Source organism: Tenacibaculum sp. 190524A02b, from assembly GCF_964036645.1.
Taxonomy (GTDB): domain Bacteria; phylum Bacteroidota; class Bacteroidia; order Flavobacteriales; family Flavobacteriaceae; genus Polaribacter; species Polaribacter vairaonense.
On record NZ_OZ038525.1, the window covers coordinates 3,041,773 to 3,064,678 of the forward strand.

Consider the following 22,906-nt stretch of genomic DNA (forward strand, 5'->3'; position numbering starts at 1 on the left):
CATGAAAGTTCTTCATATAGACAGTAACCATTCGTTACTAATTACTCAATTAAAAGCTTTAGGTTTTCAAAACGACGAAGATTATGTATCTACCAAAGAAGAGATAGAAAATAAAATACAAAATTACGATGGTATTATTATTCGAAGTCGATTTACCATTGATAAAAACTTCTTGGACAAAGCTATTCATTTAAAGTTTATTGGTCGTGTTGGTGCTGGATTAGAGAATATTGATTGTGACTATGCCACTTCTAAAGGCATTCATTTAATTTCTGCCCCTGAAGGAAATAGAAACGCTGTAGGAGAGCATACATTAGGAATGCTTTTATCTTTATTCAATAAGCTAAACAAAGCAGATGAAGAAGTAAGAAGTGGTAAATGGCTTAGAGAAGAGAATAGAGGTATTGAATTAGATGGAAAAACTGTTGGTATTATTGGTTATGGTAACATGGGAAAAGCTTTTGCCAAAAAATTAAAAGGATTTGATGTAGACGTATTATGTTATGATATTAAAGAAGCTGTAGAAGATGAAAATTGCACACAAGTTAGTTTAGCAGAACTACAGGAAAAAGCTGATGTATTAAGTTTGCATACTCCACAAACTCCATTAACGATAGATATGGTTAATGATGAATTTATAAATAGTTTTAAAAAACCATTTTGGTTACTAAATACTGCTAGAGGAAAATCTGTTGTTACCAAGGATTTAGTTGACGCTTTAAAGTCTGGAAAAATATTAGGAGCTGGATTAGATGTATTAGAATATGAAAAAAAATCATTTGAGAACTTATTTAATAGTGATAACCTTCCTAGTGCATTTCAATACTTAATAACAGTAAACAATGTAATTTTATCTCCACATGTGGCTGGCTGGACTATAGAAAGTAAAGAAAAACTAGCCCAAACTATTGTTAATAAAATCAAAGAAATTTTTTAGTAACTTGTAGCTTCTAAATTCATCATTAATAATGAAGTACGAGGCTGCATCTCCAGAGGATTATATTACTAAAGTACCTGAGGATAGACAAGAAGCTTTAAAGAAGTTACAAGCTACTATTAAAAACCATCTTCCAAAAGGATTTCAAGAAGGAATCCAATATGGTATGATTGGCTACTTTGTACCCTTATCTATTTACCCTGAAGGTTATCATTGTACGCCTAATGAACCATTACCTTTTATGAGTTTTGCCTCACAAAAAAATTCTATCAATTTATATCATAGCGGTATATATGCTATTCCAGAACTTCATCAATGGTTTGTTAGTGAATATCCTAAATACTGTAAACGAAAACTAGACATGGGTAAAAGCTGTATTCGTTTTAAAAAAATAGAAGAAATTCCTTATGCACTAATCGCTGAATTATGTGGTAAAGTTTCAGTTGAGCAATGGATCGCTATTTATGAAAAAAATGTAAAAAACAGAAAAAAATGAAAAAAGGAAAAGTAACTGGTATAGGAGGTGTATTTTTTAAGACGGAAGACACGCAAAAAACTAAAGATTGGTACAAACAACATTTAGGGTTTAATACAGATGATTGGGGCTGTACCTTTTGGTGGAAAGATAACGACGGAAATAAGGCTTCAACACAATGGAGTCCTTTTGATAAGGATACAAAATACTTTTCTCCTTCTAAAAAAGATTTTATGGTTAACTACCGAGTTGAAAACTTGGTTGAACTATTAGAAGAACTAAAACAGAAAGGAATTACAGTTATAGATAAAATTGAAGAATATGAATATGGGAAATTTGGTTGGATTATTGATTTAGACGGAAATAAAATTGAATTGTGGGAACCTAAAGATGAGGCTTTTTTATAAAAAGTGAACTACCAAAAGTAAGTTCAAAAATATCTAAAGAAAGCTATAATATTAAGGCAAAGCTCAGGCATCATTCTCTTTGATGATACCAATAAATAAGTAAAGAAATGCATATTGTTGACGAAAACGGAAAACCAATTCCGCATCATTCACAAGAAAGTAAACGAATATTAGCTGGGGTTTTAGCTATAATTCTTGGTGGGTTTGGAGTCCATAAATTTGTACTTAACTATACTAAAGAAGGAATAACAACTTTGGCTTTAACCGTTGTTTTAAGTATTTTAAGTTGTGGGATTCTTTCTGGAATCATGTGGCTAATCACTTTTGTTGAAGGAATCATTTATCTTACTAAAACTGACGAAGAGTTTATTAATATATATCAAATCAATAAAAAACCTTGGTTTTAAACTAGTATCTAACAAATAAATCAAAAACAAATGGCAGAAGAAAACAACAACTTAGAAGACAATGTAAACGAAAACATTGACAAAGCAAAAAACTCCATAAATGACGCAGCAAAAAAAGCGGGAGAAAAAGTAAATGAATTTTTAGAAAGTGAAGATGTTCAAAATATCAAAGCTAAAGCCAACGAATTTGCTGAAGACGCAAAAGAGACTTTAGGCAATGTATCTGGAAAGGCCTCGGAAATAGCCAGTGAAGCAAGCGAACATATTGCTGATTTTGCAGAAGATGCCAAAGAAAAAGTTTCGGAATTTCTAGAAAGCGAAGATGTTCAAAATATCAAAGCTAAAGCCAACGAATTTGCAGAAGATGCTAAAGAAACTTTTGATGACGTTAGCGAGAAAGCTTCTGAAATAGCCAGTGAAGCTAGTGAACACTTAGCTGATTTTGCAGAAGATGCCGAAGAGGAAATCAAAGAAGTAACTAAGAAAACAAAAAGCTTTTTCCAACGTTTGTTTGGAAAATAATTAATTTATTAAAGACGGAAACACAGTCGTTTTCGTCTTTCTAAACAGTATACTTTTTCTTAAAATACAAGTATTTCCCTTATTATATAAATTACTTATTAAAAAGAAGAATCTATGTATTTGTAATCCCCTTGCATAGTTATATTTTTTTTATAAATTTGTGCCATTAATTGAAAAGAAACAAAAATTATGAAAAAGTATTGCCTTTTTACTTTCGCTGTATGCTTATTTTCTAAAAGCTTATTCTCACAAGAATACATAAATTTAACAACCAGTAATATTAATAAGTCAAAGGATATTTCTCATATTGGTAGCTTAACCTTGGGAACTTTATACAATGACATTAATGACCCTTGGCGTGGAGCTGCTGGTAGATTACTGGAACTGTATAAACCTAGCTCTAATGTATCTTTACGAGTAGGAAATCAGTTTGGAAAATTTAGTCTATCAACAGCTGGATCAGACGGTGCTTTTTTCCCTAGTGCGAAAAAAGGAAATGTCATTTTAAGAAAACACACTACAGATAGAGTTATTTTTTCTTTAAACAGTAGTGCTAATAATGGAACCAATTCATTTGTTTTTGGAGATGCTGTTAATCAAAAAACCCTAAGTATTTTTGACAATGGTAGAGTTGGTATTGGTGTTGACAAACCTTTAGATGCTCTTCATATTAATGGTAGCATTAGAGGAAACATTGGACCTGGAGCCTTACGAGTTAAATCTGGTGCAGGTTACTTAGACATTGGAGCACAAAACACTTCTTGGGCACATATTTATACAGACAGACCTAAAATCATCTTTAATAAAGATGTTTATACAACAACTAATGCATTTTCTTCTTACAACAATGATTTGATACTAAAGACCTCAGGTACTGAAAGGTTTCGTATAAAGAAAAGCAATGGTTTTGTTGGAATAGGAACTAATAATCCTGATGCTGAATTAACTGTAAAAGGAAAAATACATACCAAGGAAGTAAAAGTAGATTTAAATGGTGTTTTAGCTCCTGATTATGTATTCTTAAAAGATTATAATTTAAAAACGTTAGATGAAGTTTCTGAACATATCAAACAAAAAGGACATTTACCTAATGTTCCTTCTGCTAAAGAAATGGAAAAAGAAGGTGTAAATCTTAAAATAATGACCTTAAAATTACTTGAAAAAATAGAAGAATTAACTTTATACACATTAGAGCAAGAGAAAAAGATCAAAGAACAAGAAAAACGATTAATAGCATTAGAAAAAAAATAATCTAACATAAAGGAAGGCTAACCGCCTTCCTTTTTTATTTTGATTAATGCAAGCATAAGGTATGTATTTTCTACACCTTCAGCATAAACATTCCGAAAATCTCCAATGCTATTAAACCTTTTGTAATCTAAAACTTTGAACTCTTTCTTCAAAGCTATTTTGCTCAATAGGTAAAACAACATTTTCAAATAGCTCTAACAAATGTTCTGGGTGCTTATCTGAAGTTAAATTCCTTAAATTAAAATATACAAAAGAACTCCATAGAACTGCTTTTAGCTCTGTTTTATCCTCATTTAACATTCTAATTTCAACTACTAAATTTTTAGTACTGTAACGTATTAATTGTGATTCTATAGTTACTGTTTCCATTAAATTAGCAGGCTTCAAATACGCTATTTGGTTAGAACCTACTACCCAATTTCTTCCTTTTTCTCTTCCATGTTTGTAAATATCTAAATTATAATGTTCTAATATTTGATCTTCTCTTGCATTAATCAAATAATTAAAATAAGCTCCATTATTTAAATGGTTAAAAGGATCACAATCTTGAAACCTTACTTTGGTTTTGCTTTCTAAAATTTTTGGTAGTTCCATAGTTATAAATTTTTAAAATATACCAATCGGTATATTTTAGGTTAAAAAAATATTATTGTTTCATTTCATTAAGTATCATTTGCTCCATCGTAGCTGATAAATCTAATAAATAACTTTTATCTTGCATAATAAATGCCATATATACAGCGCCTTCCACCATATAAAAAAAACGTTTGGCATATTGCATACTATTCACTTCTTCTCTAAGTTCTCCAGATTCTTTTCCTTTCTCTACTAATTGTGAAAACTTATCTAAAATTCTAGTATTATAAGATCGTACCACCTCAGCTATAATGGTATTCTGATGACCAGAATCTACGCCTATGTTTAAAATAGGACATCCTCCATATTGTATATTATACTCATAATAAGTTTCATAAAAAGCAGCTAATTTTAAAAGCATTTCCAAAGGAGTTTTTCCTTCATTCACTTTTTTATTCATATCCTTCAGCACCCTTCTTACAGAAAACTTATACGCTTCCACTGCCAGTTCTTCTTTATTCGTAAAATGTCCATAAATTGCTCCTTTCGTCAAACCTGTAGCTTCCGTTATCTTGGATAAACTCATTGCTGAAAATCCATTTTTATTAAAAATAGGTGCAACGGTTTCAATAATATAAGCTTTCGTTTTTTCTGACTTTGACAAATTAATTGGATTTTATCATTGCAAAGATAATAAAATATACCAAACGGTATATTTTTATTTTATAAAAAAGTATGTCTTCCAAAACATACTTTTAAATTTTTATATATTCAACGCTTGCTCTAGATCAACTAATAAATCTTCTATATCTTCTACTCCAACACTTAAACGAATTAAAGCATCGGTAATTCCAATCTTTAATCGTTCTTCTTCTGGAATAGAAGCATGCGTCATAGTACTTGGATGATTCACCAAACTTTCCACGCCACCAAGAGATTCTGCTAATGCAAATATTCTTGTATTCTCTAAAAAGGTAAAAGCTGCTTTTTTTGTTTCATCTTTTAATTTGAACGAAACCATACCTCCAAAAGCATCCATTTGTTTTTTGGCTACTTCATAACTCGGATGACTTTTCAAACCTGGATAATACACCTCACCTACTTTAGGATGATTCATCAAGTATTCAGCTACCGCTTTTCCATTTTCACAATGGCGTTGCATGCGTAAATGTAATGTTTTCATTCCTCGTAATGCCAAAAAAGAATCCATTGGTCCAGCTATTGCACCCGCAGCAAACTGAATAAAATTCAATTCTTTAGCTAACACTTCACTATTTACCATTAAAGCGCCCATAACCAAATCAGAGTGCCCTCCTAAATATTTAGTTGCTGAATGCATTACAATATCAACACCCAAGTCTAGTGGTCTTTGTAAATAGGGCGTGGCAAATGTATTATCAACGGCTATTAAAATGTTTGAATTAACCTCTTTTACCTCTTTGGTTATCGCTTCAATATCTGCAATTTTCATTAATGGATTTGTTGGTGTTTCAATCCATATTAATTTTGTTGCCTTGGAAATAGCACTTGCTACATTTCTGCTAGTATCCATGTTTACATACTTGAATGTTAATCCATATTTTTGGAATAATTTGGTAAACATTCTATAAGTACCTCCATACAAATCATCCCCAGCAATAACCTCATCACCTGGGTTTAGTATACGTAAAATACAATCAATTGCAGCAAGTCCAGATGAAAAAGCAAAACCATGTGTTCCGTTTTCTATAGAAGCAAACGCATTTTCTAAAGCAGTTCTAGTAGGGTTTGCTGCACGTGAATATTCATATCCTTTATTAACTCCCGGACTAGCTTGTGCATAAGTTGATGTTTGAAATATTGGTGTCATTACAGCACCAGTTGCTTCTTCATGTTTCTGTCCTCCATGAATTGCTTTTGTATTGAACTTCATCTCAATAAATTATTTACACTAATTTTCTAAGCGCCATAATAGCTCCTAAATGAATCCCTTCGTGTAAATTATTAAAAGCTACAGCAGTTTCAAAAGAATCTAAAACGAATCCTGTACTTGTTTCATATTCAGTATACTCCTTAAAAATCCCTGCTTTAAAATCTTCTTCTAAAGTTTCTGGTAAACCTAATAATAGTTCTTTAACCTCTTCAAATTCATCCTCTGTAAAAACCCCAGTAGGTATGGTTCCTTTTCTATAGTTTTCAATTAACTCATCAGGAACTAAGCATGATAATCCAGATAATTTATAATGTAGTAATTGTTGTGTTACCACTAAATGAGCAACATTCCAGGCAATACTATTATTATATCCTTCAGGGACAATATGTAGTTGCTCTATAGTTAAACCATCAATAAGTTTTGTTACTAGTTTTCTTGATGTTTTTAAAATTTCAAATTGTGGATTCATTTTTCTGTTTATTTTAGCTCAAATATATTATTAAACATTTATACAAAATGAAAAAAGTTTATTTTTTGCAAACTTGCGATACATGCCGAAGAATTTTAAAAGAAGTAAACATAGAGGGTTTTGACAAACAAGAAATCAAAACAAATGCTATTACAGTTAATCAGCTTGAAGAAATGTATAACTTATCCAAAAGTTACGAAGCTTTGTTTAACAAAAGAGCAAAATTGTATAGAGAAATGGATTTGAAAAATCAAAACCTTACTGAAACAGATTACAAGCAATATATTTTAGATGAATATACCTTTTTAAAGCGTCCTGTTTTTATTGTTGATAATGAAATTTTTATAGGAAACAGTAAAAAGGTAATTGAAAGTTTAAAAGCTAAGCTTCATTAATTTGAAGCTATGCTTGTTTGAGCAGATTTAACTAAAGCAGCTAACTCATCTTTAGTTAATTTAGTTTTTACGCCTAGAAGAACTAAACCATCATTATCAGTACTGGTACTTATTACAATTTCTCTAATTAAATCAGCAGTTTCCCTAAAATATACCCTAACTCTATCTCCTCTATCTTTGATTCTAACCAAAGTTTTATAGTCATTTTTTCTTATAAACTTATTAAAGTCTTTTGCAGTAGATTGTGCTTCACTATCAAATATCATTACTTTATAGTTTTTAGCCTTTTTTAAAAATACTTCTAATTCTTCCAATTCATCATTAGAGGCAAAAAAATTTGAAGTAAACCCTGGTAGATTTAAAGATATAGCAGCCCTATCCTTATTTGATTTATAAAAGTTTTTAAAATTTTGCTCTTGGGCATTTACTTGAAAGAAAAAAAAACTGCATAAAATAAATAGTATCGACCTCATAATAGTTGTTTTATTGGTTATGTACTGAAGACGAACTATTGAAAAAATTGTTACAACAAAAAAGTCTTAGCAATAAATACTAAGACTTTTTTTGTTGGCCTACAAGGACTCGAACCTTGAATATCGGTACCAAAAACCGGTGTGTTACCATTACACCATAGGCCAATAATTTGTGATTGCAAATATACAAATAAAGTTTGTATTAAAAAACACAAACTTTATTTTTGTAATAAATCCTATTTCTTTTATCTAGCAATTATAAAAGTCCCCTTAAAATTATTTTTTTTATCATCTTTAACTAAGTACTTGTACACCCCAGAATTAACATTTCTTAAATCACAAATAAACTCTTTTCTATTCTGTTGATTTGTCTCAAAAACTTTTGTAAAAACAACCCTTCCCAATACATCGTATACTATAATACTTCCTTTATCGGTTTCCTTTGGTAGTCTTATAGTAGTTATATTTTTAAATGGATTTGGATAATTTACAATCCTTAAGTCTTCATTTATTTCTGCTACTTCTTTTATATTTAAAGTTCCTGCTCCACTGAAAGCTACCTCGTTAATAGCTATTGAGTATGGTACACTATTTACACCATCGCCTAATACTGAAAATACAATTGTTTTTACGTCTGTCAAATTCGCTGTAATACCATTATGGTTGGTAAATTCATTTAATGAGATTTCATATACAGTTTCTTCAGTGTTAGCTGGGATTGTATATCTATATCTTGAATTCCAATCTTCCAAACCTTCTTGCATTAGTACAATTTCAACAGCATTACTATTTGTAATTGTAAACGATAGATAATTATAAGACGTTATATCTAAAGTTTGATCTCCTGCGAGTAGGTGCCTAAAGATATTCATGTTTCCTAAAACCTCTCCTTCTACTGAAATATTTCTATTTACTTCATATACCATATCTTCTTCATTTACCTCTTCATTTGTTACATTAAAATTTGATACAGAAGCATAGGCATCTAAATAGTCCAGTCCCCATGGTCCATCAGCAAGATATAAAGCATCTATACCATTCGAACCAGAAACACTAATAGAAAAACCAATATCAAACAACACACCTGTTTCAACTACTAAAGATTCATTCCAATTACCTGTCAAATCTAGCACTGTATTCATATTAGATATTTCAGAAGTTTCGGTTGATTGTATATTACCATCAAAAACAACTTCAGATGCTTCACTTTTATTGATTAAATCTAAATATAACTTTCCATTTAAATACTTTCCTGTACTCACAAACACTGATGGAACAATTGTATTTTCGGGATCACTTATTAAATCTTTTTCAGAAATAAACGTATCTAAAATATGGTTAGCTACAGAGAAAACTTGTGAATACGTACTACCCCATACTTGAAAATTATAATAATCACCCGTCGGATATTGTTCTATATTCCAATAACTATGTAACTCATTAGCCTCTTGAGCTTCTTTTACAGAAAAACCTAACGTATACTCTATTAAACCATTTGCTCTTTTGATTTTTGAACTCACAATTTTATGACCTCTAGTAATTACAGTTCTTACATCTTCAATACTAGAATTATTTAAACGATCACATATTGCTTTTGAATGGTCATAGACATTACCTTCAGTTTTCGTTGCTAAAACAGCTGAAACTCTTTTTTCACCACTGTAATAATCTACTGCAAAAACTTCTTTTGCATTGGTAATCCCAACTAAATCTTCTGGACTTGAAACTTTGGAAGTTTCTGTGCCATACATTCCTGTTGTAGGTAAGTAATTTATAATAGTAGTCTCTCCTTTATTTAGTAACTTAGATTTATTAAATTTCTCTTGATGTGTTTTTAGATTTTTGTGTGTTCTTTGTTTACTTCTTTCTAAGTTCCTTTTCGCTATTAATTGAGAAAGCTTTCCATTACTTTCCAAGCCTCCATCATATGAAGAAGTCACATCATTAGAAGTACTTATATCTGCAACATTATTTATTCTTAATGCTGAATAAGGAGAAGCAGTTATGTAAAAAACAGCATCGTTAAAATCATTGTCACAACTACCATAATCTCTTCTTATATCTTCAAAACCCATTATTACTCGCTCATTATCTGGATCAGAAAGTAGCACATTGTGATGTTGTAAACTAGCATCACTTTCAGGATTAAAATCAGGGTCTGAAAATAAAGTCCAAAGTCCAAACCCTACAGTTTGATACGTAGAACTCCAAGCATTTGCTAACAACACCCAACCGATACCAGTATTGGCGGGAAAACTTCCAATTTTCACTTTATCACCAGTTAGTAAACCTCCACCACTACCTAAAGCAGATGCATTAGGAAATATAATAGTAATATCTTCCTCACTTGGTGCTGACGTTGGTGGGTTATCTAAATCATACGTGTAAAAACCTAAAACATTTCTATACCCCGCTCCCTCTGACACAAAAGTTACATAAACCTCAGCTGCATTTATTAGTTCAATATTTGTATCATAACCAGCAGTAATATATTGCGGATTGTAATCTGGAACAGGATAGGACTCAGGTAAAGAGTTACTAATCATTTCTAATGTCTCATAAGAAACATTATCACCTGGAACTTCTAAGTAATCTGGTTTTCCATTAGATGAAAAGGTTCCTAAATAATTATAATTTTGAGCCAAAAGCATTTGGCTGTATAGTACGATAAGGAGTAGTATTTTTTTCATAAGGTTTACATTTAATACTCCAAATCTACCATTATGAAGACTCCTTACTACCCTTTTTTCGATTACTGGTATTTAACGACAGATAAAATAAATGTATGATTAGTTAGATTGAAAAAGCAAAAAAGCTCTTACGATTACGTAAGAGCTTTTGTTGGCCTACAAGGACTCGAACCTTGAATATCGGTACCAAAAACCGGTGTGTTACCATTACACCATAGGCCAATTGCTTATTGCGGGTGCAAATATACAAGTCTTTTTTATTTTAGCAAACTTTTTTTTATTTTTTTGATTTAACAGAACTTTATCTAAATAAAACAATTCAAAAATTATACTTTTGCTTTACTTAAAACGTACTAGTTATTAGTACATTCGCAACAACTTATTAAACACTATATGAACGATTTTAACTACAATAAATGGAATACTATTTTAGGATGGGTTTCATTTGCAGTGGCTTTGGTAACATATACACTAACGTTAGAACCAACTGTTAGTTCTTGGGATTGTGGAGAATACATATCTACAGCCGTAAACTTAGAAGTAGGACATCCGCCTGGTGCTCCATTATTTCAAATGCTTGGTGCTTTCTTTGCTATGTTTAGTAGTGACCCTAGTAATTTAGCTTTAATGGTTAACTTTATGTCTGGATTGGCTAGTGCTTTTACCATTCTTTTTATGTTTTGGACCATTACCAATTTAGCTAAAAAAATGGCTATCAAAAATGGAACATTTAGTAAAAATGAAGCTATTGCCGTTTTAGGTAGCGGACTTGTTGGTGCCTTGGCTTATACTTTTTCAGATAGTTTTTGGTTTAGTGCTGTAGAAGGTGAAGTATATGCTATGTCTTCTTTTTTAATGGCTTTACTTTTTTGGTTAGGCTTAAAATGGGAGGCTGAACTTAATATGCCTAGAGGAAATAAATGGTTGGTTATTATCAGTTTTGTAGTTGGATTATCATTTGGTGTTCATATCTTATCACTTTTAGTGATTCCTTCTATTGTAATGTTGTACTTCTTTAAAACCTATAAGAGCATTACTGTGAAAACTACTGCCATTGCTACGTTGGTTTCAATTTTTGTTCTAGCTTTTGTTTTTAAATTCCTATTCCCTTTTACTTTAAAGTTCTTTAGTGTTGCTGAATTGTTTTTTATCAACCAAATAGGATTACCTTATAACTCTGGAACTATTATAGCCGGAATTGTTTTAATTGCTTTATTCTATTTTGGACTTAACTATACTCGTAAAAAAGGATTGGTTACTGTAAATACTTTAGTATTATCCGTATTATTTATCATGATTGGGTTTTCTTCATGGTTAATGCTACCTATTAGAGCCAATGCGGATACAGTTATTAATGAAAACAACCCTTCAAGTGCTCGTGAACTTTTAGCTTACTACAACCGTGAGCAATATGGTGACGCTAACGTATTTTATGATAAATATTATTCATTTGCTTATAACAGAGAGCAAGACGCTGCCCAACCTTACAAAGATGATAAACCTAAATATGAAAAAATAAATGGTAAGTACGAAATTGTAAACAGATACAAAAATGTACTTCCCAATTACTCTGATAAGCATAAAGGTTTTATCCCTAGAATGGTTGACCCAGGTGCTCAGGAACATTACAAAAGAATAGCTGGAATTCCTGCTCGTAGTAAAAGACGCCCTACATTTATTGAAAACATGAGGTTTATGATTGATTATCAATTTGGATACATGTACGGTCGTTATTTTATGTGGAATTTTGTAGGACGTCAAAATGATACGCAAGGGCATTTAGACTTTGAAAATGGAAACTGGTTAAGTGGTATAGACTTTATAGATGAAATGCGCTTAGGCTCTCAACAGAATTTACCAGATCATGTTAAAAATAATAAAGGGCGTAATAAATACTACTTTCTTCCTTTAATTTTAGGAATTATTGGATTGTTTTATCAAACCAATAGAGATAAAAAAAACCTATACACCTTAGCTTTATTTTTTGCGTTTACAGGCTTTGCAATCATATTTTACACCAATCCAAAACCTTTTGAACCTCGTGAGCGTGACTATGCTGTTGTAGGTTCTTTTTATGTTTTTGCTATTTGGATAGGATTTGGCGTACTGGCTTTGTATGATTATTTTAAACAATATGCTAGTAAAAGAGCCGTGGCTATAGGTGTTTCTGCAATTTCACTTATTGCTGTACCTGTTTTAATGGGATTCCAAAATTGGGACGATCATGATAGAGGAGACAGATACATTGCGCAACTAAATGCACAAACCTATTTAGAAAGTTGTGATCCGAATGCTATTATATTTACTATTGGAGATAATGATACCTTTCCACTTTGGTATATGCAACAAGTAGAAGGTGTTCGTAGAGATATTAAAATTGTAAACACCAGTCTTTTTCAAACAGATTGGTACATTGACCAAATGAAAAAGAAAACCTATGAAGCAGATCCTATTCCTTCAACTTTAAAACATTCACAATATAAATATGGCACCTTAGATTTAGCCTACCACTACCCTATTCCTCAATTAAAAGATTCTATTTTATCAATAGGTGATTTTATGCGATGGATTGCCAGTGATAATGATGCTACCTATTTAGATGCTGGTGATGGTGCAAAAGAAAAGTTTTATCCTAGTAATAAAATCAGAATTCCAGTTAACAAAGCAAATGTTTTAAAAACGGGCTTAGTTTCTGCTAAAGATGCGGATAAAATAGTAGATTATATTGACATTACTATTGACAGACAAGGTATTGCTAAGAATCGTATTTTAATGTTAGATATACTTAATAATTTTGATTGGAAACGACCTATTTATTTTACTGGAGGTGCAAGCGCTGATGAGGAGTATATTTGGCTGAAAGATTATCTACAGCTTGATGGTATGGCGTATAAATTAGTCCCTATTAAAACACCTAACAGAGGGAAGTCTATGTTTGAAATGGGACGTATTGATCCTGATAAAATGTATGAAAATGTTAAAAAATGGGATTGGAAAACTATTAATAATGGAAAAGTTTATTTAGACGAACAAAGCAAGCGTAATGCTATTTCTTTACGTAACAACTTAATGCGTTTATCTGAAGAATACTTAAACTTAAACGACTCTGTTAAAGCTAAAGATGTTTTAGATTTATCTTTATACAAAATGCCAATTAAAGACTTTGGCCATTTTAGTATTTCTTTAGGCTATCCTGAGCTATATTATAGAATTGGTGACATTGATAAAGCAAGAGAAACGGCTGCTTCTTTAACTACCATTTTCCAACAAAACTTACTTCACTATAGTACGTTTAGTGATCATGATTTAGATCTTATTCTTGATAACCTAGAAACTAATCTTTATATGTATCAAAGCTTAGTACAACAGATAACACAATACGATAAGGATAAAGATTACACTGATAAAGTTGTAAATGACTACATAAAGCATGCTAAGCTTTTTAGACATTTAATGCCTGATGAAGAAGAGCCTGCTGTAGAGCAAATACAAATGGATACTATAAAACCTTAATTAAATGAGGTTATACCCTATAAAAGCTCCACGTATAGTAAGACTATTATTTCCTTATTATACGTGGAGTTTTCCTTTAGATAAAAAAGAGATCTACTTAACTTTTGACGATGGCCCCATACCTGAGGTTACTGAATTTGTACTTAAAGAATTAAATAAATACAATGCAAAGGCTACTTTTTTTTGTATTGGTGACAATATAAGAAAACACCCAAAAGTATTTCATCAAATACACAATGAGGGTCATAGTATCGGCAATCACACCTTTAACCATTTAAACGGCTGGAAAACATCTGTAAATGATTACTATATAAACACCCAAAAAGCAGAAGAGTTTATTTTAAAACACACAGCTTCACTCAAGCTTTTTAGACCTCCTTATAGTAAAATAAAAAGAAAACAAGCCAAGTTTCTTATTAGCAAAGGTTATAAAATAATAGTATGGAGTGTACTTTCTGGTGATTTTGATTCAAAAATCACGAAAGAAACTTGTTTAGAAAATGTATTGAAAAACACTAAAAACGGAAGTATTGTTGTATTTCATGATAGCATAAAGGCACATGAAAAATTACGTTTTGTATTACCAAAAGTATTGGAAGAATTTACAAAGCAAGGATATGCTTTTAAAGCAATAACTTAAACGTATTGCTGTACTAAACCTATAAGCGTATTCGCATCTTGATCACCAGTTTGACGCCATTTCATTTCACCATTTTTATAAATCATAAACGTAGGATTTCCTTTAACACGTAACGCCTCTGCTAAAATCTCATTTTTTCTAATATCAATTTTAATCACTTTAGCTTTATCACCTAAAGCGGCAGCTACATCTCTTAAGGTATCTAAACTAGGTTCAAGCTCGCTCCAATCGGCGTAAAAATCAATTAAAACCGGTTTATCAATACTTATGATTTCACCAAACTTTGTCATTTAACATTAATTTTATCTGTAAATCGCCTAAAAATACTAAATTTTTATATATTATATATTATATTAACTTTAAAATCAAAGGTATTTAGCCCTTTTTTAATTCAATCACAGTTATTTCTGGCCATATTCCTACTCTTCCAGGAAAAGCATGATAACCAAAGCCTCTATTTACATTAATATACCTTCCAAACTCTTCATACAATCCTGCCCATTGTTTGTATACATACTGTGATGGACTCCATTTAAAAAAACCGGGTATTTCTATACCAAATTGCAATCCGTGCGTATGACCACTTAAAGTTAATTGGTAATTAAAATCATCTTTTTTTACTTTGTATTCCCAATGACTCGGATCATGACTCATTAAAACCTTAAAATCTTCCTGATTGATTCCAGATGAAGCTTTCTCTAAATCTCCTGCTTGATTAAACCCTTTTCCCCAGTTCTCTACTCCTACTAAGGCTATTTTTTGCCCATTTTTTTCAATATATCTGTGCTCGTTTAACAATAAATCAAAACCTATTTTAGGATGAATATTTTTAATTGCTTCAAAATTCGCTTCTTTATCCTCTTTTGTTTTCCATTTAGAATAATCGCCATAGTCATGATTCCCTAAAATAGAATACTTTCCCATAGGCGCTTTTAATTGCGAAAAAACAGAAATCCAATCATCCATTTCATGTGCAAAATTATTTACAATATCCCCTGTAAATAAAATTACATCAGATTGTTGTTCGTTAATTAAATCAACACCATAGCCTATTTTTTCTTTATTATCAAAACTTCCAGAATGAATATCGGTAATTTGTGTAATGGTAAAACCGTCAAAAGCCTCAGGTAAATCCTTAAAACTTAATTGGTATTTTAAAACCTTATAATTGAATTTCCCTTTAAAAATCCCGTACAGTAAGCTTGCAAAAGGCAAAGCCGCTAACCCTAATGCTATTTGGGAAATAAACTTTCTTCTTCCTGCTAAACTTTTTGTTTCTTCTTGAGAAAAATACGTGATTCCTTTTTTAATAAATCGATACACATCTTCTCCTAACATCACCAAAACCATTAACAACTTTGGTAATAAAACCAATAAAAGCAGTCCAAATGCCCATTGAAACTGTCTTGTTTGTCCAGAACTCCTATCTGACGAAAAAATAACGTAGAAAAAATTAATATATGCAATACATCCTACTCCTAACCATAGGTAACGTAACAATTTACTTTTAGTGACTACTCTTACAGCTTGAAAAGCATAGGTTTCAAATAAAATAATTGCGGTTGATATAATTAGTAACGATAGTACCCAACGTGGCATAAGTGTATTTTTTAGAATCTTGTAAAGATACTGGTTAATCTAAAAATCAATCTTTAACATCTTGTTAAAGTTTTGTAGCTTTACATGCAGAATCCGCAGATACATTTTTAGGTGATTTTCACCTTATCTAATCACATAAAATTAGCTCATTTAGCTTTATACAACGATATGGAAAACAGGAAACGACTTTTTTTACTTGATGCCTACGCTTTAATATTTAGAGGATATTACGCTTTTATAAAAAACCCAAGAATTAACTCCAAAGGTTTAGATACCTCGGCAATTTTAGGGTTTACCAATTCTTTACTAGATGTTATTAAGCGTGAAAAACCTGATTATTTAGCCGTTTGCTTTGATAAAGGTGGAAGTGTAGACCGAGTGGAAGTTTTTCCTGAATATAAAGCCAATAGGCAAGAAACTCCTGAAGCCATTAAAATAGCCGTACCCTATATTGAAAAAATATTAGCAGCTATGAATATTCCCGCTATTGTAAAAGAAGGTTATGAAGCAGATGACATTATTGGAACCTTGGCAAAAAAAGCAGAAAAAGCAGGACTGGAAACCTATATGGTTACACCTGATAAAGATTATGCACAATTGGTTTCCGAACATATTTTTATGTACAAACCTCCAAGAATGGGTAATGGTTATGAAAAATGGGGCATTGAAGAAGTAAAGGCTAAGTTTGATGTAGAACGACCTGAGCAAGTGATTGACTTTTTAGGAATGATGGGAGATTCTGTTGATAACATCCCTGGGTTACCTGGTGTAGGAGAAAAAACAGCTAAAAAATTCTTAGCTGCTTATGGTAGTATGGAAGGTCTTTTTGAAAACATTCATGAGTTAAAAGGAAAAATGAAAGAGAAAGTAGAAGCCAACCAAGAGCTAGGACTGCTTTCTAAAAAACTAGCTACCATTATGCTAGACGTTCCTGTTGAGCTGGAAGAAGACAAACTTGTTTTTGAGCAACCAAACATGGAGGAAACTATTGGACTTTTTAATGAGCTTGAGTTTAGAAGACTTGCAGAAAACTTGAAAAAAACCTTTGCGATTGCCACCAATAGTGAAACGCCAGCAACAAATACAACCCAACCATCAAACACACAGCAGTTTGATTTATTTGCTACCCCAGGTAGTGGTACTACAAGCCAAACAGAAACGGTAAATGGATATAGAACCATCAACAATACCAACCATGTATATCAACTAGTAAATACTGCCTTAAGTAGAAAATTATTACTAGAAAAGTTACAGCAACAAAACAGTGTTTGTTTTGACACAGAAACTACTGGTTTAAAAGCCTTAGAGGTTGAATTAATTGGTATTGCTTTTTCTTGGGAAACTGGTAAAGGCTATTATGTAGCTTTTCCTGAAGATCAAGAAGAAACACAGCAGATTATCAATGAGTTCATTCCGTTTTTTGAAAATGAAACTATTGAAAAGATTGGTCATAATTTAAAGTATGATATTAAAGTACTTTCTAACTACAACATTGTTGTAAAAGGAAAGTTATTTGACACCATGATTGCGCATTACTTGATAAATCCAGACATGCGCCATAACATGGATGTCCTTTCAGAAACTTACTTAAACTACCAACCCGTTTCTATTACTGAATTAATTGGTAAAAAAGGGAAAAATCAACTTTCCATGAGGCAAGTTGAACTTCCTAAACAAACAGAATATGCTGTTGAAGACGCTGATGTTACTTTACAATTAAAAGAGCATTTTACTAAGGAACTAGATAGCGGTAATGTTACTAAATTGTTTAATGAAGTAGAAACTCCGTTAGTTTCTGTACTAACCGCTATGGAAATTGAAGGTGTTAACTTAAATACCGATTTTTTAAAATCGTTATCTAATGATTTATCTACAGATATTCAAGAACTTGAAAAACGTATTTATGAGCAAGCTGGAGAAGAGTTTAACATTGCTTCTCCAAAACAATTGGGGCCTATTTTATTTGAAAAACTAAAATTGGTTGACAAACCTAAGAAAACAAAAACAGGACAATATTCTACCGCTGAAGATGTACTTTCTTCTTTAAAAGAGCATCAAATAGTAGCCGATATTTTATTGTACCGTCAATATAAAAAGCTTCAAAGTACGTATGTAGATGCGCTACCTAATGAAATAAACCCTAAAACAGGAAGAGTACATACGGTATATGCGCAAGCTGTTGCAGCTACAGGACGTTTAAGTTCTAACAATCCAAACTTGCAAAACATTCCTATTAGAACTAAACGCGGACAAGAAGTACGCAAAGCTTTTATTCCTAAAGATGAAAATTATGTATTGTTAGCGGCAGATTACAGCCAAATAGAACTACGAATTATTGCAGCTTTGAGTGAAGAAGAAACCATGATTGATGCGTTTACTAAAGGAGAAGACATTCATGCTTCAACAGCCTCTAAAGTTTTTAAAGTACCTATTGAAGAGGTAACGCGTGAGCAACGTAGCAATGCCAAAACGGTGAATTTTGGAATCATCTATGGTGTTTCTGCCTTTGGATTAAGTAATCAGACTTCTTTAGATAGAAAAGAAGCCAAAGCATTGATTGATGCTTACTATGAAACCTATCCTAAATTACGCGGTTATATAGCCAAACAAGTAGATTTTGCTCGTGAACATGGTTATGTAGAAACTGTATTACATAGAAGACGTTATTTAAAGGATATCAACTCTCGTAATGCTATTGTTAGAGGCGCAGCGGAACGAAACGCTGTAAATGCCCCAATACAAGGTAGCGCTGCAGATATTATTAAATTGGCCATGATTAATATTCATGAACGTTTTGCTAAAGAAAACTTTAAATCTAAAATGCTTTTACAGGTACATGATGAATTGGTTTTTGACGCACACAAAGACGAACTAGAAACTATTAAACCTATTATTAAAGAGGAAATGGAAAATGCTTTTAAACTTAGTGTTCCGTTAGATGTTGAAATGGGTATTGGGCAAAATTGGTTAGAAGCGCATTAAATCACAAAAACTCTGTACTTACTTCAATTCTTAACACAGCTTAATAATGAGAAGAAATTGGACAAGAAATGAATGAATTTTAGCTTTTAATCTTTATTGTAAAATACCTTTTGGTAAGATAAACTATCGAAACCATTTAATAATCAAATTAGCTGGAGCTATTGAAAGAACTCCTTCTGCTGTTGCTTGGAAACTAGTAAATTTTGCTAGCCTTGACCCTTCCTTAACTAAAAGAGGAATAAAAGGAGCAACCAATGCAGGGAAATTAGATAAAATTATTTTTGAAGAATTCACAAATAATAGGGAAAATTTAGCTTATGAAAGTGAGCTTCTATTAGCTAAATTTTTAAAAGAAGAAATATAATCACCAACTGAAGAAACTTTTCAAATAAAACAAGGAATCGAAAAAGAAAGAAGAGTTAAAATAACTTTTGGTTGTAACGCTATTTTAGAGCGAGATATTGAAGTGTATACTAACATTTATTTGTAGCATTTAATAAGTAAGCTGTAAAAACATTATTAATCTTAAAGACTATTCACCAAGTAATACTATAAAGTAGCTTAAGATTCCTGCATTCCACAAACTTCACTCAGGATTTATCTATTAATTTTGAATTATAAATGCTTATAACTGTAAGTAGCACTTTTTAGAACTAGAAAATGTTATTGTTAAATAAGTTTATGCACTCTAGTTTGTAATTCTGGTATTACAAATTTTTCAAACCAAGGGTTCTTAGTGAGCCAAAAACGATTTCTAGGTGATGGATGCGGTAATACAAAATACTGCGGTAAGTACTCTTCATAATTGTTTACCGTTTCTGTAAGTGTTCGCTTTGCTTTATTTTTCAAATAATAGTTTTGTGCGTACATACCTATTAAAAGTACTAATTTAATGTCAGGCATTTTGTTTAACAATAACTCATGCCATTGTGGAGCACATTCTTTTCTAGGTGGTAAATCTCCAGATTTTCCTTTTCCAGGATAACAAAATCCCATAGGCACAATACCAAAATTAGTAGTATTGTAAAACTGCTCTGAGGTTACATTTAACCATTTCCTAAGTTGTTTTCCACTGGCATCATCCCAAGGAATACCAGAAGCGTGTACTTTAGTACCTGGAGCCTGCCCTATTATCAAAATCTTAGAAGTATCGCTGGCAAAAACCACTGGTCTTGGCTCAATAGCATGTTTGCACAAATCACAAGTTCTAATTTTTACTAGTAAATCTTCCATTCTATAAAACTAACAAAAAGACATAAAAAAACTCGTTTCCTCCCGAAACGAGTTTTAATTTTATTCAAAAAATTTTTATTTTCTAGTGATTTAATGCATATCCGGCCCCTTTTCCGAATTCTTTTAAAATTAATTGCATGTTTTTAAAAAAGTTTTGAATCCCCTTAAGTAATTTTGTTCTCATGATAAGTTTTTTATTAATTTCCCTTATTACAAAGATACAACTTAACTTGTTGATTTACAACAAAATCAGACTCCCAAACGTTAATCATGCATAAATATTGTATAAATGGTAAGAAATTCATGATAATTTAACAAAAATCATTCACAAACTGCACTCAGGTTTTTCACAAAACCTTTACAAAGTCCTCAAAAGCAACATAATACGGCTTATCTTTCACAACTGGAAGCTCAATACTTTCTGCATTTGCTATACCAATTCCTGCATACCAAACCTTAGCATTCTGTTTTTTAGCATGTTCTTTAAATGTTTCCATCCAAAGTACATCATATTCCTGCGGAGACTGAATATTATTAGTAACCTTTACCAATACAAAAATGGTAGGTTCTCCTTTTTTAAACAATACAAATTGTGGGTGCTTTTTTAAGGTACTATTAACGGCAACAAACTCATACCCCATTTCTTGCAACTTTTTACCCACAATGTTCATTCCTAAATTGTGTAGTTCCTGTTCTGTAAGTATGTGCATTTTATTTTCTTTTCTTATTACGCTTATTATAGTTTTTATCACCTCTTGTTTTAGGCTTTTTATATTTTTTAGCAATTTCTCTTCTATAAGAGCCTCCAAGGTTTACTTTTTTATTTTTTTCTTTCTTTTCATGAAAAGCTTCTCCTGGTACATACTCTTGAGAAGTTCTATTTTTAGATTGTTGTTTATCTTCCCTAGGCCTTTCTTCTTCTGTTAACTGCTTTGATATTTCTACATGTTCAGGAATTTCTACTAAAGGAATGGTATAATTCATTAACTCTTCTATCTGCAATTTTGCTTCCTGTTCTTTTTCAGTAGCAAAAAGTATTGATTTTCCTTTATTCTCTGCCCTACCTGTTCTTCCTATTCTATGCATATAGTTTTCAGGGTACTGAGTTGGGTTGAAGTTAATAACATGTGATATTTCTTCTAAATCCAAACCACGTGCAATAACGTCTGTAGCTATTAAAATTCTATGATTTCCTTTATTAAACTCCTCTATAGAACGTAAACGGTAGTTTTGCGTTTTATTAGAGTGTATTACACATAATTGCCCTGGAAATTCTTCTTCTAATAAATTAAAAATCCTGTCTGCATTCCTTTTATTAGGTGCAAAAACTAACACTTTTTTAAACTCCTGTTTATCAAACAACAATTCATTCAGTAAGTTTATTTTGGTGTAAAAATTAGGAACATTGTATGCAGTTTGATCTATATTATCTAAAGGTGTACCACTTACCGCTATGGCTATTTTTTGAGGCCCAATAAAATAATCATCAATCAAGGCCTCCACATCTTCAGTCATCGTTGCTGAAAACATTACATTTTGACGTCTTTGCGGTAATAAATCAAAAATGTTTAATAATTGAAACCTAAAACCTAAATCTAACATTACATCTACTTCATCAATCACCAACTTTTGAATAGACCTTAGCTTTAAAACATTACTAATCGCTAAATCGTATAAACGTCCTGGTGTTGCTACAATAATATCTGAACCTAGTGCTACTGCTTCTTTATGCCTATTTAAATTTACACCTCCATATACACCAATAACTCTTAGCGTGATGTATTTTGCTAATTTTTCAATCTCTTCAACTACCTGAACCACTAACTCTCTTGTTGGTACCAATATCAACACTCTTGGGTGTAATTGTTTTGAGAATTTTAAATCTCTTAATATTGGTAAGACATAGGCAAAAGTTTTACCAGTACCCGTTTGTGCAATACCTACCACATCCTTTCCTGATCTAATTATAGGAAAAGCCTGTTCTTGTATTGGTGTTGGGTTTTGAAAACCCAAATCTTCAATTGAATTTCGTAATGGATTTGATAAATCCAGCTCTAGAAAAGAAACCATCTTTAGAAAATTTTCACAAAGGTACGGTTTCTATTCTTAGAACTTCTCAATAAATGTAATCAAGTCAGTTTGAAATTTCTATCTATCAATGATACATGTAAAAATGTAGTTTTACATTCATAACAACTATATTTTTTACTACTGATAAAAAAAAGTTTTTGAAATACTGATCTTTTCTTTCGTCTGATTAATACAGACTGACAACACGGACAATTCATTTTATTTTGTTTTTTAACCCCTTTGCAAAACTATTTAAAACAACTATCCAACACCTCACCCTTTTCGGGTGATTTTCACCTAACTTTTCAATTTTTTTCTTGAGTAAAAAACTGTTTTACAGTTATAGCATTTATAC

22 protein-coding genes and 2 tRNA genes are annotated in these 22,906 nt (G+C 31.5%); 10 read left to right on the forward strand and 14 right to left on the reverse strand.

Annotated elements, in window-relative coordinates:
- Position 1 precedes the first annotated feature (1 nt).
- The 6 genes from ABNT65_RS12465 (at position 2) to ABNT65_RS12490 (ending at position 3,999) form a co-directional block, all read left to right on the forward strand.
- The gene (locus ABNT65_RS12465; protein WP_348703738.1) at positions 2-937 is read left to right on the forward strand and encodes a 2-hydroxyacid dehydrogenase; all 936 of its coding nucleotides are present in this window, start codon (positions 2-4) and stop codon (positions 935-937) included.
- A gap of 31 nt (positions 938-968) precedes the next feature.
- Positions 969-1,433 carry a DUF1801 domain-containing protein gene (locus ABNT65_RS12470; RefSeq protein WP_348745965.1) on the forward strand — a complete coding sequence of 155 codons (465 nt, stop codon included), beginning with the start codon at positions 969-971 and terminating at the stop codon, positions 1,431-1,433.
- Positions 1,430-1,819 carry a VOC family protein gene (locus tag ABNT65_RS12475; protein WP_348745966.1) on the forward strand — a complete coding sequence of 130 codons (390 nt, stop codon included), beginning with the start codon at positions 1,430-1,432 and terminating at the stop codon, positions 1,817-1,819. The genes ABNT65_RS12470 and ABNT65_RS12475 overlap by 4 nt, the downstream gene beginning before the upstream one ends.
- Before the next feature lie 107 nt (positions 1,820-1,926).
- Entirely contained in the window at positions 1,927-2,226 is a 300-nt protein-coding gene (locus tag ABNT65_RS12480; RefSeq protein WP_348737612.1) for a TM2 domain-containing protein, read from the forward strand.
- Positions 2,227-2,256: 30 nt separating this feature from the next.
- Positions 2,257-2,748, forward strand: a complete 492-nt coding sequence (locus ABNT65_RS12485) for a hypothetical protein (protein WP_348703731.1) — start codon at positions 2,257-2,259, stop codon at positions 2,746-2,748.
- Between the two features lie 189 nt (positions 2,749-2,937).
- Positions 2,938-3,999, forward strand: a complete 1,062-nt coding sequence (locus tag ABNT65_RS12490) for a hypothetical protein (RefSeq protein ID WP_348745967.1) — start codon at positions 2,938-2,940, stop codon at positions 3,997-3,999.
- A gap of 111 nt (positions 4,000-4,110) precedes the next feature.
- Here ABNT65_RS12490 and ABNT65_RS12495 read toward each other — a convergent pair whose 3' ends face one another.
- The 4 genes from ABNT65_RS12495 to ABNT65_RS12510 form a co-directional block, all read right to left on the reverse strand.
- On the reverse strand, positions 4,111-4,593 hold the full coding sequence (locus tag ABNT65_RS12495; RefSeq protein WP_348745968.1) for an acyl-CoA thioesterase: 483 nt from the start codon (positions 4,591-4,593) through the stop codon (positions 4,111-4,113).
- 52 nt (positions 4,594-4,645) lie between these two features.
- On the reverse strand, positions 4,646-5,239 hold the full coding sequence (locus ABNT65_RS12500; RefSeq protein WP_348703723.1) for a TetR/AcrR family transcriptional regulator: 594 nt from the start codon (positions 5,237-5,239) through the stop codon (positions 4,646-4,648).
- 99 nt (positions 5,240-5,338) lie between these two features.
- Positions 5,339-6,487 carry a cystathionine gamma-synthase gene (locus ABNT65_RS12505; protein WP_348745969.1) on the reverse strand — a complete coding sequence of 383 codons (1,149 nt, stop codon included), beginning with the start codon at positions 6,485-6,487 and terminating at the stop codon, positions 5,339-5,341.
- A gap of 13 nt (positions 6,488-6,500) precedes the next feature.
- Positions 6,501-6,956 (reverse strand): DinB family protein, encoded by a 456-nt coding sequence (locus ABNT65_RS12510; protein WP_348703718.1) that lies wholly within the window; start codon positions 6,954-6,956, stop codon positions 6,501-6,503.
- 47 nt (positions 6,957-7,003) lie between these two features.
- Here ABNT65_RS12510 and ABNT65_RS12515 point away from each other — a divergent pair, with 47 nt between their 5' ends.
- Positions 7,004-7,351 (forward strand): arsenate reductase family protein, encoded by a 348-nt coding sequence (locus ABNT65_RS12515; protein WP_348737604.1) that lies wholly within the window; start codon positions 7,004-7,006, stop codon positions 7,349-7,351.
- On the opposite strand, the gene ABNT65_RS12520 is transcribed toward ABNT65_RS12515, so the two are convergent.
- The 4 genes from ABNT65_RS12520 to ABNT65_RS12535 form a co-directional block, all read right to left on the reverse strand.
- Positions 7,348-7,824, reverse strand: a complete 477-nt coding sequence (locus ABNT65_RS12520; protein WP_348745970.1) for a DUF4252 domain-containing protein — start codon at positions 7,822-7,824, stop codon at positions 7,348-7,350. The two genes, ABNT65_RS12515 and ABNT65_RS12520, sit on opposite strands and share 4 nt — an antisense overlap.
- 94 nt (positions 7,825-7,918) lie before the next feature.
- Positions 7,919-7,989, reverse strand: a tRNA-Gln gene (locus tag ABNT65_RS12525).
- 80 nt (positions 7,990-8,069) lie between these two features.
- Positions 8,070-10,514: a DUF4114 domain-containing protein gene (locus ABNT65_RS12530; RefSeq protein ID WP_348745971.1), complete on the reverse strand. Its 2,445-nt coding sequence runs from the start codon at positions 10,512-10,514 to the stop codon at positions 8,070-8,072.
- A gap of 151 nt (positions 10,515-10,665) precedes the next feature.
- Positions 10,666-10,736: transfer RNA gene (locus tag ABNT65_RS12535), tRNA-Gln, on the reverse strand.
- A gap of 171 nt (positions 10,737-10,907) precedes the next feature.
- On the opposite strand from ABNT65_RS12535, the gene ABNT65_RS12540 reads away from it, so the two are divergent.
- Both ABNT65_RS12540 and ABNT65_RS12545 read left to right on the forward strand, forming a co-directional pair.
- Positions 10,908-14,027: a DUF2723 domain-containing protein gene (locus tag ABNT65_RS12540; RefSeq protein ID WP_348703713.1), complete on the forward strand. Its 3,120-nt coding sequence runs from the start codon at positions 10,908-10,910 to the stop codon at positions 14,025-14,027.
- A gap of 4 nt (positions 14,028-14,031) precedes the next feature.
- Complete coding sequence (locus ABNT65_RS12545) at positions 14,032-14,667, forward strand: polysaccharide deacetylase family protein (protein WP_348703711.1); 636 nt, start codon at positions 14,032-14,034, stop codon at positions 14,665-14,667.
- On the opposite strand, the gene ABNT65_RS12550 is transcribed toward ABNT65_RS12545, so the two are convergent.
- Together ABNT65_RS12550 and ABNT65_RS12555 are read right to left on the reverse strand one after the other, a co-directional pair.
- On the reverse strand, positions 14,664-14,957 hold the full coding sequence (locus ABNT65_RS12550; RefSeq protein ID WP_348703709.1) for a thioredoxin family protein: 294 nt from the start codon (positions 14,955-14,957) through the stop codon (positions 14,664-14,666). The two genes, ABNT65_RS12545 and ABNT65_RS12550, sit on opposite strands and share 4 nt — an antisense overlap.
- Positions 14,958-15,042: 85 nt before the next feature.
- Entirely contained in the window at positions 15,043-16,266 is a 1,224-nt protein-coding gene (locus tag ABNT65_RS12555) for a metallophosphoesterase (protein ID WP_348745972.1), read from the reverse strand.
- A 168-nt stretch (positions 16,267-16,434) separates the two neighbouring features.
- Between ABNT65_RS12555 and polA the strand changes: the two genes are divergently transcribed.
- Positions 16,435-19,248, forward strand: coding sequence for a DNA polymerase I (gene polA, locus ABNT65_RS12560; RefSeq protein WP_348745973.1), 2,814 nt, complete (start codon positions 16,435-16,437; stop codon positions 19,246-19,248).
- A 123-nt stretch (positions 19,249-19,371) separates the two neighbouring features.
- On the opposite strand, the gene ABNT65_RS12565 is transcribed toward polA, so the two are convergent.
- The 4 genes from ABNT65_RS12565 to ABNT65_RS12580 all read right to left on the reverse strand — a co-directional run bounded on the left by ABNT65_RS12565 (position 19,372) and on the right by ABNT65_RS12580 (position 22,551).
- Entirely contained in the window at positions 19,372-19,542 is a 171-nt protein-coding gene (locus tag ABNT65_RS12565; RefSeq protein ID WP_348745974.1) for a hypothetical protein, read from the reverse strand.
- A gap of 375 nt (positions 19,543-19,917) precedes the next feature.
- Positions 19,918-20,481 carry a uracil-DNA glycosylase family protein gene (locus ABNT65_RS12570; protein ID WP_348737578.1) on the reverse strand — a complete coding sequence of 188 codons (564 nt, stop codon included), beginning with the start codon at positions 20,479-20,481 and terminating at the stop codon, positions 19,918-19,920.
- Between the two features lie 347 nt (positions 20,482-20,828).
- Positions 20,829-21,191 (reverse strand): Na(+)-translocating NADH-quinone reductase subunit F, encoded by a 363-nt coding sequence (locus ABNT65_RS12575; RefSeq protein ID WP_348703701.1) that lies wholly within the window; start codon positions 21,189-21,191, stop codon positions 20,829-20,831.
- Position 21,192: 1 nt separating this feature from the next.
- A complete protein-coding gene (locus ABNT65_RS12580; RefSeq protein ID WP_348745975.1) occupies positions 21,193-22,551 on the reverse strand; it encodes a DEAD/DEAH box helicase in 1,359 nt (452 codons plus the stop codon).
- Positions 22,552-22,906 lie beyond the last annotated feature (355 nt).

Bases quoted from the DNA above. Each gene is read 5' to 3' on its own strand.
- ABNT65_RS12545 (WP_348703711.1), top strand. From the start codon at position 14,032: ATGAGGTTATACCCTATAAAAGCTCCACGTATAGTAAGACTATTATTT.
- polA (WP_348745973.1), top strand. From the start codon at position 16,435: ATGGAAAACAGGAAACGACTTTTTTTACTTGATGCCTACGCTTTAATA.
- ABNT65_RS12465 (WP_348703738.1), top strand. From the start codon at position 2: ATGAAAGTTCTTCATATAGACAGTAACCATTCGTTACTAATTACTCAA.
- ABNT65_RS12510 (WP_348703718.1), bottom strand. From the start codon at position 6,956: ATGAATCCACAATTTGAAATTTTAAAAACATCAAGAAAACTAGTAACA.
- ABNT65_RS12550 (WP_348703709.1), bottom strand. From the start codon at position 14,957: ATGACAAAGTTTGGTGAAATCATAAGTATTGATAAACCGGTTTTAATT.
- ABNT65_RS12470 (WP_348745965.1), top strand. From the start codon at position 969: ATGAAGTACGAGGCTGCATCTCCAGAGGATTATATTACTAAAGTACCT.
- ABNT65_RS12505 (WP_348745969.1), bottom strand. From the start codon at position 6,487: ATGAAGTTCAATACAAAAGCAATTCATGGAGGACAGAAACATGAAGAA.
- ABNT65_RS12480 (WP_348737612.1), top strand. From the start codon at position 1,927: ATGCATATTGTTGACGAAAACGGAAAACCAATTCCGCATCATTCACAA.
- ABNT65_RS12540 (WP_348703713.1), top strand. From the start codon at position 10,908: ATGAACGATTTTAACTACAATAAATGGAATACTATTTTAGGATGGGTT.
- ABNT65_RS12495 (WP_348745968.1), bottom strand. From the start codon at position 4,593: ATGGAACTACCAAAAATTTTAGAAAGCAAAACCAAAGTAAGGTTTCAA.
- ABNT65_RS12515 (WP_348737604.1), top strand. From the start codon at position 7,004: ATGAAAAAAGTTTATTTTTTGCAAACTTGCGATACATGCCGAAGAATT.
- ABNT65_RS12475 (WP_348745966.1), top strand. From the start codon at position 1,430: ATGAAAAAAGGAAAAGTAACTGGTATAGGAGGTGTATTTTTTAAGACG.
- ABNT65_RS12485 (WP_348703731.1), top strand. From the start codon at position 2,257: ATGGCAGAAGAAAACAACAACTTAGAAGACAATGTAAACGAAAACATT.
- ABNT65_RS12520 (WP_348745970.1), bottom strand. From the start codon at position 7,824: ATGAGGTCGATACTATTTATTTTATGCAGTTTTTTTTTCTTTCAAGTA.
- ABNT65_RS12580 (WP_348745975.1), bottom strand. From the start codon at position 22,551: ATGGTTTCTTTTCTAGAGCTGGATTTATCAAATCCATTACGAAATTCA.
- ABNT65_RS12575 (WP_348703701.1), bottom strand. From the start codon at position 21,191: ATGCACATACTTACAGAACAGGAACTACACAATTTAGGAATGAACATT.
- ABNT65_RS12490 (WP_348745967.1), top strand. From the start codon at position 2,938: ATGAAAAAGTATTGCCTTTTTACTTTCGCTGTATGCTTATTTTCTAAA.
- ABNT65_RS12530 (WP_348745971.1), bottom strand. From the start codon at position 10,514: ATGAAAAAAATACTACTCCTTATCGTACTATACAGCCAAATGCTTTTG.
- ABNT65_RS12555 (WP_348745972.1), bottom strand. From the start codon at position 16,266: ATGCCACGTTGGGTACTATCGTTACTAATTATATCAACCGCAATTATT.
- ABNT65_RS12570 (WP_348737578.1), bottom strand. From the start codon at position 20,481: ATGGAAGATTTACTAGTAAAAATTAGAACTTGTGATTTGTGCAAACAT.